The sequence below is a fragment of the Dechloromonas hankyongensis genome, assembly GCF_022012295.1.
In the GTDB taxonomy this organism is placed as follows: domain Bacteria; phylum Pseudomonadota; class Gammaproteobacteria; order Burkholderiales; family Rhodocyclaceae; genus Azonexus; species Azonexus hankyongensis.
In genome coordinates, this window is sequence record NZ_JAKLTN010000001.1 from 1,762,229 (window position 1) to 1,775,646 (window position 13,418).

Genomic DNA, 13,418 nt, shown 5'->3' on the forward strand with positions numbered 1-13,418 from the left:
GTCTCAAACAGGAGCAACAAATGGCGAGCCACTTTTGAGTGAAGCTAGCAAACACGAAAGGCACACGCTCTCCGGGAACTTGGGGAGTCCGTAACTCTGACTCTCCGGCCCCGAAAAGCTCTTCTTGCTCGCATGCACCGTAATTGTCCCCGGGCACTGCACGGTGATGCCTCCGTCGATAGTGATGCTGGCCCCGCCGGCGACTGCCAGGTGGATTTTCTTCGCTGCCGCGAAATCGATGTGCTGGGTGGCGGAGACGAGCTTGATGTCTTTTTTGGCCAGGAATTTCAGTTCGTCGCTTTGCGCCTGCAAGTCGATGTCGTCCTTGGCTGCGATCAGTTTGATGCCGGTGTTGCCGTCTCCCGGGGCAATGGCGCCGGCCAGCAGGCCGATGGCTTGGCCGGCGTGGATTCTCGCCTTGCCGGCGATGGCGAGGTTGATGTCTTCGCCGCTTTCGAGGATGAGGGCTTCGCCGTTGGCGAATTGCAGGTTCTGGCCGGCGATGGTGCCGATGCCGGCCTTGCCGGCCTGGATGATGGCCGGGTCGGTGAGGTGGGGGCGTTTGTCCGGGCTGGCGGTGATGGTCTTTTGCCGGGCGTCGTTCAGGGCGCTGTCCTGGTCCTTGCCGTCGACCATGCCGCTGCTGATCTTGTGCAGGGCCTTGAGGGGGGCGGCTTGCTCGTCCGTTCTGGATTTGTTTTTCCCTTCGGTGCCGATGCTGCCGGCCAGTTGAACGGTCTGGTGGGTGGCGGTGGCCTGGTTGAGGGTGTGGGCGAGGGTGTCGGCCTGTTTGAGCAGGGCCATGGCCGGCGCCATGTCGCCGGCCGGCTGGTCCGGCGTGCCGGGCCAGGTGGTCATGATCATGCCTTGCCCGGCGCGCAGGGCGCCCCAGGCGTCGGTGCGCAGTTCCACGCCGGTGCCGCGGAAGCTGCCGCGGTAGTTGTCGGCCTGGTGGATGAGATGGCCGAGATTCAGTTCGCTGGCGTGCTGGGTGGTCTTGAGCTGCAGGCGTTGCTGCTGGTCGGTGTCGTCCATGACCAGTTGGGTGTAGCCGGCGCCGCCGAATTCCTTGCTCTTGAAGCCGGATAGCGCTGCGGCGTGGTTGTTGCGGGCGACACCGTGCCAGGCCGGGCTGTTGCCGCCGGCGAGGTTGCCCTGGCCGCTGGGGCGGTGATCGGTGGCCGGGGCGAAGGGATCGCCCTGATCTGCTGGGCTTGGTTGACCGCCGGGAGTGGGAGCGGAATTGGAGAGATGGGCGCCTTCGCCCTGGCCGTTGTACAGGGCGCCGAGGATGACGGGGCGGTCGATGTCGCCGCTCAGGAAGTCGACGAGGACTTCCTGGCCGATGCGCGGCAGCCATTGCCAGCCCATGCCGGCGCCAGCCTGCCGGCTGATGACGCGGACCCAGCAGCTGTCCCGGTCATCGGGTGCTTCGGCCTGTTGCCAATGGAAGCGGATCTTGACCCGGCCGAGGGCGTCGCACCACAGTTCGTCGAGGCCGTTGGCGGTGGTTTGGCCGTCAGGGCCGACGACCAGGGCGCTCATCGGGCCGGGAGCGGTCGGCCGGGGATTGAGCCGGGCGCCGCAGCGGTCTTCGAGTTGCGGCCGCCACGGGGTGTTGGCGGCGTGAGCTTCGAACGTATTGCCGTAGCCGCGCTCGGCCGCCAGTTGGAGGAGTTCGGGCGGCAGTTGTTCGGGGGCGCCGGCCGGGACCAGGACGTCGCCGGTGGCCAGTTCCTCGCCATCGCGAATGAGCTTGTCGTGGCCCAGCCGTTGGGCGATGGCGGCGATGGCTTCGCCGCTGAGGTTGTTGATGCCGAGGTGGGTGATGTCGGTCGCCGTATAGCGGTGTTCGGCCTTGGGATTGGCCGGGTCGAGCGGCAGGCCGATGAGGTCGAAGGCGGTGCCGGGGCGCAGGCTGCGTACGGTGCCGCGGCCGAGCCAGCCGCCTTGCCGGGCTTCGCGGGTTTCCATGGCCAGCCGGCCATAGCGCTCGGCTTCGGCGGCATTGGCCCAGGCGTAAAGGCCGGGATCGTCGTAGCTTTCGAGGAGCAGGGCGCGTTCGCTGCCAACGCGCTGGCCGGGGATGTTGAGGACGACGCTCTGCTTGGCCTTGTAGTCGTAGCTGATAGCGCTCATCACGCTGCTGATCAGCCGGCGCTGCTGGCCGAAGGCGAGGATGGCGTCCTGCTCTTCCTGCGAGTCGGCGCGGTGGAAGCGGATGCCTTGCCCGCCGTTGGCGGATTGGGAAACGACATCTTCGGGAAAGCGCTGGCTGTCGGCGAACAGGCGCAGGCGATGGCCGGCCGGGGCATCCCGGTCTTCGTCGACGCACCAGCCGAGGCCTTCTTCGGCGAGCAGGCGGGAGACGAAGGCGTAGTCGGATTCGCCGTACTGCACGCAATAGCTGCGCGGCCGGGTGTCGGCGAGAAAGCCGGCGACCTCGTCGGTCCATTGCCAGGCGGCGACGTCGGCGTAGTCGGCGAAAACGGCTTCGACGATCTGCACGACGCTCTTGTCCTGGAAAACCCGGTTGTGCCGGCCACGGCCGAGCAGCCATATCCACGGCACGACGGTCAGGCGGTAACGGGCGAAACCGCCGTCGCTGCCGAGTTTCTGGGCGGCGCGGACGAGGCCGCTACGGCTGGCCTGGCTGCCGTCGGAAAGTCGGGTGTTGAGGCAGATGGCACGGCCGAGGAAGCGCTTGAGTTCGAGGTGGGCGTCGAGCGACAGCAGGTCGATGCACAGCTCGAATCCGGCCGAGAGCACCTCGCGGCCCCACCAGGCTTCAACGGGCATGTCGGGACCGGCGTTGTCGCGCCAGGTCAGGTCGTAGAGGCGGGTGGTGGAGTGGAAGAGCGTTTCCAGGAGTCGGGACGGCATGGCGCCTGCCTAGGCAAATCAGCGAAGGCTGAATTCTAATCAAAAAGCATAATTTGCGATATGCAGTTTGAATGTTGCGGCGCCTCAGAGCCGACCCCTGGCGCGGGGGGCGCGCCGGCATCCCCCGCGGATCGGCCGGCCGTTTCCTGGGGGTAAATTATTTAGTCGGAAGTGTCATTCCCGCAAAAATGGGAATCCACAAAAATCAACGAACGGAATCCCCACATGCGTACCCAAGGGTACTTCCTGCGGGGCGCGGGGATGACGTAAATTTCGGCGTTTCCTAGAACTGCTTGACCTCGATGTTCAGCGTCTGGATGCGATAGGCGATCTGGCGCGGCGTCATGCCCAGGATGCGGGCGGCCTTGGCCTGGACCCAGCCGGCCTGTTCGAGGGCGGCGATGACGCGTTCCTTTTCCGACAGGTTGGGATCGTTGATGTCGAGATCGGCCGGCGCCGCCGCAACCGGGCCGGTGCTGGGCGTGGCAGTGCGCAGCGGGCGCGCGGTGCTGCGTTCGCGCGAACTCGGGAAGCGGATCAGATCGACGTCGATGACTCCATCATCGGAGAGCACGGCGGCCCGCTCCAGGCAGTTTTCCAGCTCGCGCACGTTGCCCGGCCAGTCGTGGTTGGCCAGTCGGCGGTTGGCCATGTCGGTCAGCGTCAGCTTGCGCTTCTGGTCGTTGCCGATCTTGCTCAGCAGATGGCGGGCGATTTCCGGGATGTCCTCGATGCGCTCGCGCAGCGGCGGCAGGAAGAGGGGCATGACGTTCAGGCGGTAGAACAAATCCTCGCGGAAGTCGCCCATCTCGACGGCTGTCTCTAAGTCGCGGTGTGTGGCGGCGATGATGCGCACATCGACCTTCACCGTCTTGCTGCCGCCGACCCGCTCGAATTCGCCTTCCTGCAGCACGCGCAGCAGCTTGGCCTGGAAGGCGGGTGACACTTCGCCGATTTCGTCGAGGAACAGCGTGCCGCCGTGCGCCTGCTCGAAGCGACCCTTGCGCGCCTCGACGGCGCCGGTGAAGGCGCCGCGCTCATGGCCGAACAGCTCGGATTCGAGCAGGTTTTCCGGCAGGGCGGCGCAGTTCAGCTTGACGATGGCGGCACGGGCGCGCGGCGAGTTGTAGTGGATGGCGTTGGCGATCAATTCCTTGCCGGTGCCGGTTTCGCCGCGGATCAGCACAGTGGTGTTCCACTTGGCGACCATGCGCGCCTGGTCGAACACCCGGCGCATCACCGCCGAGCGGCCGACCATGCTGTCAAAGCCGAACTGGTGGCGCACGGTGCGCCGCAGCAGGTCGCGTTCCTCGAGCAGCGAGGACTTCTCCTGCGCCACCTCCTGCGACAGGCGCAGGCTCTGGCCGATCAGGTTGGCGACCATCTCGACGAACTGGGCGCGTTCCTCGAGCAGCCCGTCCTCCGGGCCTTCCGGCTGCACGGCGAGCACCCCCTTGAGGTCGCCGCCGACCTTGATCGGCACCGCGACGAAGGGTAGTTCCGGATCGTAAACGCGCGTCCGGTTCAGGAAGTTGGGTTCGTCGGCGACGCGCGGCAGCTTGATGGTGCGCGGCCGTTCCAGCACCAGGCCGATGATGCCTTCGCCGGGGCCATACTGGGCGTCGTCCTGGATCAGGCCTTCCGGGCTGTAGATCGAATGGATGCTGAGCTTGCCGCTTTCCGGATTGACCACGGCGATCAGGCCGCGCGCCAGCCCGGCCTCGTCGTGCAGGACGCGCAGCACGTCGCGCAGGGTTTCGTTGAAGTCGAGCGAACGGCTGAGCACCCGGCTGACGGCGTAGAGCGCCGCCAGGAGCAGGATGTTCAGCTCGTGCGTTCGACAGTAGCCGCCGGACGGCGGGCATTCGTCGTTGGCATTGGCGATGTGGATGTGATCGTGCATGCTATTCTCGTTGTCGTTCAGATCGGATCGCCGTCGATGCGCAGTTCGACGATCACCGCGCAACCGCCGCTCGGGCTCTCGTCGAGATCGATGATGCCGCCGTGGTCGGCCACCACCTGCTGGGCGCGCGACAGGCCGGTGCCGATATGCTTGCCGCTGCCGTTCTTGGCCGTGAAGAAGGGTTCGAAGGCCTTGACCCGCCACTCGGGCGGAATGCCGGGGCCGGTGTCGAGCACGGAGACGACGATGCGGCCATCGACCGCTTCCGAAATCAGGCTCAGTTCGCGCCGTTTCCAGCCCTTCACGTTCATTGCCTCGATGGCGTTGTCGACCAGCGCCTTGAATAGCATGCGCAGTTGCAGCGGCCGGCCGAGGATGGTCGGCACGGTGGCGGCCGGCTGCCAGTCCACGACCACGCCGGCAGCGAGCAGGCGGGGGGTGCTGACTTCGAGCACATCGCGCAGGATTTCGTTGATATTCACGCCGACGACGATCTCCTGCGGGCTTTGCGGGATGACCTGGCGCAGCGTTTCCATGTGCTCGCGGCTGCTGCCCAGCGCCAGTTGCAGCATCGAGGCGGTATTCGGATCGCGGCGCTGGAGCACGGCGACGGCCGAAGCCATAACGTTCATCGGCTCCTCAAGGCGGAAGAGGGCGGCCGACAGGCCTTCGCGGATCGCCGCAGTGCGCTCTTCCTCGGCCAGCACCGCCTGCAGCGCCGAGGCGCGGGCGCGTTCTTGCTCCTCGCGCAGGTTGGTGATGTCGGAAATGACCAGCAGCAGGCCCGATTGGCCGGCGGCGCAGAAATAGCTGTCGACGCAGTCGCTGTGGATGTCGATCACCGATGAAGTCACCGACAGCCAGCGCGGACGCTGGCCGTGGCGGTCGATGCGCGCCTCGCGGCTGGCGAAGGCGCAACGGCTGGGCTCCTTGGACAAGGTGTCGTGCCAGCCGGGGACCAGCGTGTTGAGCAGGCTGTGCGCCGGCTCCTTGGTGCGCAGGTCGGTGACCAGTTTCTTGTATTCCTGGTTGTCGAGAATGATGCGGCCGGTCGGGTCGAGCAGGGCGAAGGCCATCGGTGCGGCATCGACCACCGATTCGATCAGGTGCTTCTGGTTGCCGACCACCCGTTCCAGGCGGTGCAGCTCGGTGATGTCGCGGTGCATGCCGAGGAAATGCGTGGTCTTGCCGGCCGCATCGACGACCGGCGAGATGCTCAGTTCGGCCAGGTAGAGGGCGCCATCCTTGCGCCGGTTGAGCAGCTTGCCCGACCACGGCCGCTGTTCCGACAGCTCGTGCCACATCGCCTTGTAGAGTTCGGGCGGCGTGGTGTGGTTGGAGAGCACCGATTCGTTCTTGCCGACGATTTCGTCGGCTGCGTAACCGGTGACGCGGGTGAAGGCCTCGTTGGCGAACAGGATGTTGGCCTTGGCATCGGTGATCGACACAGCCAGATCGGCCTGGTCGACCGCCTGGTTATAGACCTCGGGCGGCAGCGCGGCGCGGGAGGCGGCATTCGCTGGCTGCTGGGCACGCTGGGCAACTGGCATCGGGAGTCTCCGTCAATTCATGTTTGCCCTTCCTTAGCAGGTTCCGTGCCGCCGTTGTGCACTGCACACAAAGGTCCGATACGACGGGCTTTGGGAGCAAATGCGACGAATCGCGTGTCGGGTTTGCGACAGACTGGGCGGCCAGAAATGCACCGAATGTGTGCGTCATGCACCGGAAGCCGCATCGGCGTGGGGTTCATGCTGCGCTGCAGCGATTGGCACGCCTTGTGCAGTAGAAGGGCAAAACATCGAGTAAGCCCACCATGACGACCTCTCAAGCCCTGCCTCTCGACAGCCAAGCCAAAATGTTCAGGCATGGCCTCATTCTTGGCCTGTTCTGCCTCGGCTTCGGACTGCTGCTGGCAATTACCGATGAGATCACGCTCGACAACATCGCAGCGCGCGCCATGGAAGACAAGCAGAACTCGCTTGGCCAGGTTCTGCCCGACGAGCTGCACGACAACAACCCGGTGACCGACACGCTGGAACTGACCAGCGCCGAGGGGCGGCCGGTGACCATCTACCGCGCCCGCAAGGGGGGGCAGGTGAGCGGGGTGGCCTACGAAATCCTGGGCACCGGTTACGCCGGCGAAATCAAGCTGATGATGGGCATCGATGCCGAAGGCAAGGTGCTCGGCGTGCGCGTGCTGGCGCACAAGGAAACGCCGGGCCTGGGCGACAAGATCGAGGTCAAGAAAGGGCCGTGGATCGAGCGCTTCACCGGCCTGTCGGCGGGCAACCCGCCCCTCGAGCGCTGGAAGGTGAAGAAGGACGGCGGCGATTTCGACCAGTTCGCCGGCGCCACCATCACGCCGCGCGGGGTGATGGCGGCTATCCGCGGCGGCCTGGAATTCTTCGCCGAACACAAATCCCAACTGACGAAGGCAGACTGACATGGCAGACAGCGACTACAAGACGATCGTCAAGGACGGTCTGTGGGACAACAACGGCGTGTTCAGCATGCTGCTCGGCATGTGCCCGACCATGGCGATGACGACCAGCGCCACCAACGGCTTCGGCATGGGCCTCGCCACCGCGGTGGTCATGGCGGCATCGAGCTATCTCGTCGCCGTGTTCCGCAACCGCATCACCACCGAGGTGCGGATTCCGGTCTATATCCTGATCGTCGCCGCCATGGTGACCGTGGTCGACCTCGGCATGAACGCCTGGATGCACGAGCTGTACAAGGTGCTCGGCCTGTTCATCCCGCTCATCGTCTCCAACTGCCTGCCGCTTGCCCGGCTCGAAGCCTTCGCCGCCAAGCAGGCGCCGACGCCGGCCTTCCTCGACGGCCTGTTCATGGGCCTCGGCTTCACCATAGCCCTGACCGTGATCGGCGCCGTGCGCGAAATCATCGGTTCCGGCACCCTGTTCGCCGACGCCTCGCTGCTCCTCGGGCCGAGCTTCAAGGTGATCGAAATGTGCCTGCTGCCGGCCGACATGGGCGTTCTGATGATGATCCTGCCGCCGGGCGGCTTCATCGTCACCGGCCTGCTGGTCGTTGGCAAGCGCCTGCTCGATCTCGCGGCCGGCAAGGAAATCCAGATGGCCGGGGCGCACGCGCTGTGATGACGGGGACCGCCACCATGACTGCCCTCCCTGTCCTCCAGCCGCCGCCAACCCACTCGGTCGAAGGCATCGCCCGCGTCGTGAGCGTCGTCGGCGACCAGATCTGGCTCGAACCGGAACAGACCACCAGCTGCGGCCACTGCGCGTCCAGCGCCAGTTGTGGCACCCGCGAAGCGGCCGGCGTCGGCACCGTGGCCAGCCGTCTGCAGGCTCGCCGCTTCGTGCTCGAGACCCCGGACGGGCTGGGGGGAGGACAGAAATTTAGCGAAGGCGACCGCCTGGTGGTCGGGGTCAGCGAGCGGGCACTGCTCAAGGCCGCTCTGACCGCCTACGGCCTGCCGTTGCTCTTCGCCCTGGTCAGCGCCTCGGTGGTCCAAGGGCTCTACGGCGAGGATGCGACGACGCTGCTCGGCATGCTCGGCGGTCTGGCCCTCGGCCTGCTCGCCGCCCGCCTCAATGCCCGCCGCCTGGCGGCGAAGGGCGAACTGGCGCCGCGCTTCGTGCGCCGGGCGCGGCCCGATGAAACCTGTGGAACGGTATAGGAAAGACCATGATCCTAGAAACCTCAGCTGACCGCTTGTCCTGAACTGGAGACCGTGATGCCGATCATCTTTTACCTGTTGCTCAAGGCTCACCTGCCGGGTGAGCACGCTACGAACCCGCTGGCCCATTCGGGCGGGCGCATGGCTTTGTTGCTCCTTCTTGCAGGCATGAGCCTGCCGCGGCGTCGCGTCGCGCCATCCACCCGCCCGAACGCACCAACGGGCTCGTCCAGCCGAGGTTTCTAGGATGAAAGAATTTGCCCTGATGATGATCGGCGCGGCCCTGGTGAACAACGTGATCCTGGCGCGCTTCCTCGGTCTCTGCTCCTTCATGGGGGTGACGACGCGGGTCGATACCGCCGCCGGCATGGGCCTGGCCACCACCTTCGTCATCACCGTCTCGTCGATGGCCGACTGGGCGGTGCAGACCTGGCTGCTCGACGCCTACGGCCTCGGCTTCCTGCGCACGGTGACGTTCATCCTGGTCATCGCCAGCGCCGTGCAATTCACCGAAATGACCATCAAGAAGGTGTCGCCCAGCCTGTTCCAGATGCTCGGCATCTACCTGCCGCTGATCACCACCAACTGCGCGGTGCTCGGCGTCGCCCTGCTGTTGGTCGAGGGGAAGATGGGTTTCCTGAACGCGACGATGTTCGCCTTCGCCTCGTCGGTCGGCTACAGCCTGGTCATGATCATTTTCGCCGGTCTGCGCGAGCGTCTCGTGCTGGCCGAGGTGCCGCGACTGTTCGCCGGACCCCCCATCGCCTTCGTCGTCGCCGGCATGCTGGCCATGGCCTTCATGGGGTTTTCGGGCATCGCCACGAGCTGATTAAACAAAGTTTGGCAGAAGGAGAAGCATCATGTTGATGTCCGTTGGCAGTCTTGCCGCGATGGGCGTGGCCCTGGGCAGCGTGCTGGGGGTGGCGTCGCGCTACCTGGCCGTCGAAGAAGATCCGATCGAGGCCGAACTGCAGGCCATGCTGCCCGGCTCGCAATGCGGGCAGTGCGGCTACGTCGGCTGCGCGCAGGCAGCGGCCGCGCTGGCCAAGGGCGAAGCGCCGGTCACGCTGTGCCCGCCGGGCGGCAAGGCGACGGCAGAGGCACTGGCGGCCAAACTGGGCGTCAAGGTCGACCTGTCGGCGGTGGCCGATACGGGCCCGCGCATCGCCGAAGTCACCGAGGAAATCTGCATCGGCTGCTGCCGCTGCATGAAGGTGTGCCCGACCGACGCCATCATCGGCGCCGCCAAGCAGATCCACAACGTCATCCGCGAGGCCTGCACCGGCTGCTCGTCCTGCGTCGATGTCTGCCCGACCGAAGCGCTGGGCATGGCGCCCATCCCGGTCACCCTGCAACACTGGACCTGGCCCAAGCCGACGTTGGCTGCGGCTGCGGTCCACGCCTGAGGAGTTCGCCATGGGATTTCTCGACCGTTTCCTGAAGACGCCGAACTGGGGCGTGCATCCGGAAGACCACAAGCGACCGGCGGCCGACGTGGCGCTGCGCATCCTGCCGACCCCGGAGCGGGTCTATATGCCCCTGAGCCAGCACGTCGGCGGCGCCGCCCGGCCGGTCGTCCTGGTCGGCCAGAAGGTGCTCAAGGGGCAACTGGTCGCCGAGGCGCAGGGCAACATCTCGGCGCCCATCCATGCACCGGTTTCCGGCACGGTGAGCGCCATCGGCGAGGTCACCGCGCCGCACCCCTCGGGCCTGCCGTTCAAGGCGATCACCATCGACTCCGACGGTCGCGACCGCTGGCTCGACACTGGCGTGCTGGTTGATCCCTTCGCCGCAGCGCCTGAGGAAATCGCCAAGCTGGCGGCGCAGGCCGGCGTCGTCGGCCTGGGCGGCGCGACCTTCCCGTCGGCCGTCAAGTTCGCTCTCGGCAAGCGCCTCAAGGTTGGCACGCTGATCGTCAATGGCGGCGAGTGCGAGCCCTACCTGTCGAGCGACGACCGCATCATGCGCGACTTTGCTTGCCAGGTGGTCGATGGGGCGCGCCTGGTCATGCACGCCATCGGCGCGCAGGAGGCGCTGGTCGGCATCGAGGACAACAAGCCGGAGGCCATCGCCGCCATGCGCAAGGCTGCTGCGGCCTACCCCGAGGTCAAGATCCGGCCGGTGCCGGCGCGTTATCCGATGGGCTCCGACAAGCAGTTGATCCAGACCCTGACCGGCAAGGAAGTGCCGTCCGACGCCCGGGCCGCCGAGGTGGGTGTGCTGGTGCATAACGTGTCGACCTGTGCCGCAGTGCATAAGGCGATCCGCCTCGGCCAGCCGCTGGTCGAGCGCATCGTGACCCTGAACGGCGGGGCGATCGCCACGCCGGGCAACATCTACGCGCCGCTCGGCACCATGATCAGCGAACTGCTCGCCTTCACCGGCCTCAAGGAAACGCCGTCGCGCCTGATCCTCGGCGGCCCGATGATGGGCACGCCGCTGCTCCACGACCGGATTCCCATCGTCAAGGGCGCCTCCGGCATCCTCGCCTTCGATGCGGCCGAGGCCTTCGTGCCGGAAGCCGGGCCGTGCATCCGCTGCGGCAGTTGCACCAAGGCCTGCCCGATGGGCCTGCTGCCGCTCGAAATGGCGGCGCGGATCAAGGCCGGCGATCTCGAAGGAGCCGAGGCCTACGCGCTGCAGGACTGCATCTCCTGCGGCTGCTGCGCCTACGTCTGCCCGTCGCACATCCCACTGGTCCAGTATTTCAGCCATGCCAAGGGCGAACTGACCGCCGCCGAGCGCACGAAGCTGCGCACCGAGGCGACCAAACGCCTGGCCGAGGCGAAGAGTGCCCGCATCGAACGCGAGAACCGCGAGAAGGCAGAAGCCGCCGCCCGCCGCAAGGCCGAGCGGGAGGCCGCCAAGGCCGCCGCCGCGGCAGCAGCGCCACCGGCCGTCGCCGAGAAAACCGAGGGAGCTTCAGCATGAGCCAGGCATACGGAACACCGGTCACCGCACCGCACACCACGACCAGCAACAGCCCAGGGCGCATCATGGCCCTGGTCATGATGGCGCTCGCCCCGGCCACCCTGTACGGCTTCTGGCTCTACGGCTGGCCGGCCTTCTACCTGTGGCTGATCACCATCGCGGCGGCCATGTTGGGCGAGGGCTTCTGCCTGCGCCTGATGAACCGCCAGGCGATGCCGGTACTGCACGACGGCTCGGCGATACTCACCGGCTGGCTGCTGGCCGTCTCGCTGCCGCCCTGGGCGCCCTGGTGGATCGGCGTCTTCGGCGGCCTGTTCGCGACGACGCTGGGCAAGCAGGCCTTCGGCGGAATCGGCCAGAACCTGTTCAACCCGGCCATGGTGGCGCGGGTGGCTTTGCTGATCTCCTTCCCGGTCCAGATGACGGCCTGGGTGTCGCCGCTGCCGCTGTTCAGCGCCGGCGCGCCGGGACCGATCGAAGGCCTGCTCATCGTCCTGCGCGGCGTGCCGCCGGCATTCGATGCGGTGACCAGCGCGACGATGCTCGGCTTCGCCAAGACCGAACTGTCGCGCGGCGTCAATCTGTTCGACTCGCTGCAGCATGCGCCGGCCCTGTCCTTCATCGGCAGCCGCCCGGGCAGCCTGGGCGAAACGGCGGCCTGGCTGATCGCGGCCGGCGGCGCGGCGATGGTCTTCCTGCGCATCATCAGCTGGCATATCCCGCTCGCCATGCTGGCCGGCATCGCGCTGCCGGCGGCCATCCTGCATGCGGTCGATCCGGCGCGCTACCTCGATGCCGGGGCGCACGTGCTGTCCGGCGGCGCCATGCTCGGCGCCTTCTTCATCGCCACCGACTACGTGACTTCGCCCAATGCGCCGCGCGGCCAGCTGATCTTCGGCTTCGGCTGCGGGCTGCTCACCTGGGTCATCCGCACCTGGGCCGGCTACCCCGAAGGCGTCGCCTTCGCGGTGCTGCTGATGAACTCGCTGACGCCGATCATCGACACCTATTTCAAACCACGCATCTACGGCCGGGACCGCAAGGGAACGCCGTTGCCGACCACCAACTGAGGGAGGTAAGACGTCATGCAAATCGGTGTTGCCTATTCCGAACCGGGGCAGCAGATCTGGCTCAACATCGAGGTGCCGGACGATTCGACGGTCAAGGAAGCCATCGAACGTTCCGGCATCCTCAAACAGTTTCCCCATATCGACCTGGGAGCCCAGAAGGTGGGGGTTTTCGGGCGACTGGTCAAACTCGATGCCGCGTTGAAAGCAGGCGACCGCGTCGAGATTTACCGGGGAATCGTTGCCGATCCTGAAACCGTCCCCCGGCACGATCTGGAAGAAGAATAAAACGCAAGGTAGTGGTAACGACTCAGGGCTGGCAAAGACCAGCCCATAGACAATATTCGATCTTGTGGGAATAACTCCCGCGTAAATAATTTAGGAGAGCAGCATGCCGCTAAAGCTAGCGGTCGTGAGGGAACGTGTGCCCGGTGAAAGCCGAGTGGCACTGGTTCCGGAGACGGCCAGGAAGTTTCTGGGGCTGGGGGCTGCGCTGTGCATTGAGCAAAGCGTGGGCATCCAGAGCCATTTTCTCGATACGGACTATGGTGGGGCGAATCTGGTGGGCGGGGTTGCCGACGCCTATGCCGGCGCCGACCTGATCCTTCGCGTCACCCCGCCGAGTCTGGAAGAGATCGCCGCGCTGCCCGAAGGTGCCGTGGTGATCGGCCTGCTGAAACCCTACGAATCGAAGGAACGCCTGGCCGCGTTGAATGCGAAGAAGATCACCGCCTTCGCGTTGGAGTTGCTGCCGCGCATCTCGCGCGCCCAGAGCATGGACGCCCTGTCCAGCCAGGGCGCCTGCGCCGGCTACCAATGCGGCCTGATCGCCGCCGCCCGGTGCACCAAGTTCTTCCCCATGCTCACCACGGCGGCCGGAACGATTAGGCCAGCCCGCGTTCTCGTGATTGGCGCCGGCGTCGCCGGCCTGCAAGCCATCGCCACCTGCAAGCGCCTGGGCGCCATGGTCGAC

Annotated in this window: 13 protein-coding genes; 10 read left to right on the plus strand and 3 right to left on the minus strand. The window is 66.3% G+C overall.

The window, feature by feature from the left end; translation table 11 throughout:
- Positions 1-3 precede the first annotated feature (3 nt).
- The 3 genes from LZ012_RS08430 to nifL form a co-directional block, all read right to left on the minus strand.
- Positions 4-2,883: a type VI secretion system Vgr family protein gene (locus LZ012_RS08430; protein WP_275709551.1), complete on the minus strand. Its 2,880-nt coding sequence runs from the start codon at positions 2,881-2,883 to the stop codon at positions 4-6.
- Positions 2,884-3,166: 283 nt separating this feature from the next.
- Positions 3,167-4,786 carry a nif-specific transcriptional activator NifA gene (gene nifA, locus LZ012_RS08435; protein WP_275709553.1) on the minus strand — a complete coding sequence of 540 codons (1,620 nt, stop codon included), beginning with the start codon at positions 4,784-4,786 and terminating at the stop codon, positions 3,167-3,169.
- Between the two features lie 17 nt (positions 4,787-4,803).
- Complete coding sequence (gene nifL, locus LZ012_RS08440; RefSeq protein ID WP_275709555.1) at positions 4,804-6,336, minus strand: nitrogen fixation negative regulator NifL; 1,533 nt, start codon at positions 6,334-6,336, stop codon at positions 4,804-4,806.
- A 263-nt stretch (positions 6,337-6,599) separates the two neighbouring features.
- Between nifL and rsxG the strand changes: the two genes are divergently transcribed.
- From rsxG to LZ012_RS08490, 10 genes are all read left to right on the plus strand, one after another.
- Positions 6,600-7,229 (plus strand): electron transport complex subunit RsxG, encoded by a 630-nt coding sequence (gene rsxG / locus LZ012_RS08445; RefSeq protein ID WP_275709558.1) that lies wholly within the window; start codon positions 6,600-6,602, stop codon positions 7,227-7,229.
- Between the two features lies 1 nt (position 7,230).
- Positions 7,231-7,905, plus strand: coding sequence for an electron transport complex subunit E (locus tag LZ012_RS08450; protein WP_275709560.1), 675 nt, complete (start codon positions 7,231-7,233; stop codon positions 7,903-7,905).
- A gap of 17 nt (positions 7,906-7,922) precedes the next feature.
- On the plus strand, positions 7,923-8,447 hold the full coding sequence (locus LZ012_RS08455) for a SoxR reducing system RseC family protein (RefSeq protein WP_275709562.1): 525 nt from the start codon (positions 7,923-7,925) through the stop codon (positions 8,445-8,447).
- A gap of 57 nt (positions 8,448-8,504) precedes the next feature.
- Positions 8,505-8,693 carry a hypothetical protein gene (locus LZ012_RS08460; RefSeq protein WP_275709564.1) on the plus strand — a complete coding sequence of 63 codons (189 nt, stop codon included), beginning with the start codon at positions 8,505-8,507 and terminating at the stop codon, positions 8,691-8,693.
- Position 8,694: 1 nt separating this feature from the next.
- A complete protein-coding gene (gene rsxA, locus LZ012_RS08465) occupies positions 8,695-9,276 on the plus strand; it encodes an electron transport complex subunit RsxA (protein WP_275709567.1) in 582 nt (193 codons plus the stop codon).
- Between the two features lie 31 nt (positions 9,277-9,307).
- A complete protein-coding gene (locus LZ012_RS08470; protein WP_275709570.1) occupies positions 9,308-9,853 on the plus strand; it encodes an RnfABCDGE type electron transport complex subunit B in 546 nt (181 codons plus the stop codon).
- A gap of 10 nt (positions 9,854-9,863) precedes the next feature.
- Positions 9,864-11,378: an electron transport complex subunit RsxC gene (gene rsxC, locus LZ012_RS08475; protein WP_275709573.1), complete on the plus strand. Its 1,515-nt coding sequence runs from the start codon at positions 9,864-9,866 to the stop codon at positions 11,376-11,378.
- Positions 11,375-12,448 (plus strand): RnfABCDGE type electron transport complex subunit D, encoded by a 1,074-nt coding sequence (locus LZ012_RS08480; RefSeq protein ID WP_275709575.1) that lies wholly within the window; start codon positions 11,375-11,377, stop codon positions 12,446-12,448. The genes rsxC and LZ012_RS08480 overlap by 4 nt, the downstream gene beginning before the upstream one ends.
- A 15-nt stretch (positions 12,449-12,463) precedes the next feature.
- Entirely contained in the window at positions 12,464-12,733 is a 270-nt protein-coding gene (locus LZ012_RS08485) for an RnfH family protein (protein WP_275709577.1), read from the plus strand.
- A gap of 103 nt (positions 12,734-12,836) precedes the next feature.
- On the plus strand, positions 12,837-13,418 hold a 582-nt coding region (locus LZ012_RS08490), incomplete at its 3' end, for a Rossmann-fold NAD(P)-binding domain-containing protein (protein WP_476728684.1).

Bases quoted from the DNA above. Each gene is read 5' to 3' on its own strand.
- LZ012_RS08430 (WP_275709551.1), bottom strand. From the start codon at position 2,883: ATGCCGTCCCGACTCCTGGAAACGCTCTTCCACTCCACCACCCGCCTC.
- nifA (WP_275709553.1), bottom strand. From the start codon at position 4,786: ATGCACGATCACATCCACATCGCCAATGCCAACGACGAATGCCCGCCG.
- nifL (WP_275709555.1), bottom strand. From the start codon at position 6,336: ATGCCAGTTGCCCAGCGTGCCCAGCAGCCAGCGAATGCCGCCTCCCGC.
- rsxG (WP_275709558.1), top strand. From the start codon at position 6,600: ATGACGACCTCTCAAGCCCTGCCTCTCGACAGCCAAGCCAAAATGTTC.
- LZ012_RS08450 (WP_275709560.1), top strand. From the start codon at position 7,231: ATGGCAGACAGCGACTACAAGACGATCGTCAAGGACGGTCTGTGGGAC.
- LZ012_RS08455 (WP_275709562.1), top strand. From the start codon at position 7,923: ATGACTGCCCTCCCTGTCCTCCAGCCGCCGCCAACCCACTCGGTCGAA.
- LZ012_RS08460 (WP_275709564.1), top strand. From the start codon at position 8,505: ATGCCGATCATCTTTTACCTGTTGCTCAAGGCTCACCTGCCGGGTGAG.
- rsxA (WP_275709567.1), top strand. From the start codon at position 8,695: ATGAAAGAATTTGCCCTGATGATGATCGGCGCGGCCCTGGTGAACAAC.
- LZ012_RS08470 (WP_275709570.1), top strand. From the start codon at position 9,308: ATGTTGATGTCCGTTGGCAGTCTTGCCGCGATGGGCGTGGCCCTGGGC.
- rsxC (WP_275709573.1), top strand. From the start codon at position 9,864: ATGGGATTTCTCGACCGTTTCCTGAAGACGCCGAACTGGGGCGTGCAT.
- LZ012_RS08480 (WP_275709575.1), top strand. From the start codon at position 11,375: ATGAGCCAGGCATACGGAACACCGGTCACCGCACCGCACACCACGACC.
- LZ012_RS08485 (WP_275709577.1), top strand. From the start codon at position 12,464: ATGCAAATCGGTGTTGCCTATTCCGAACCGGGGCAGCAGATCTGGCTC.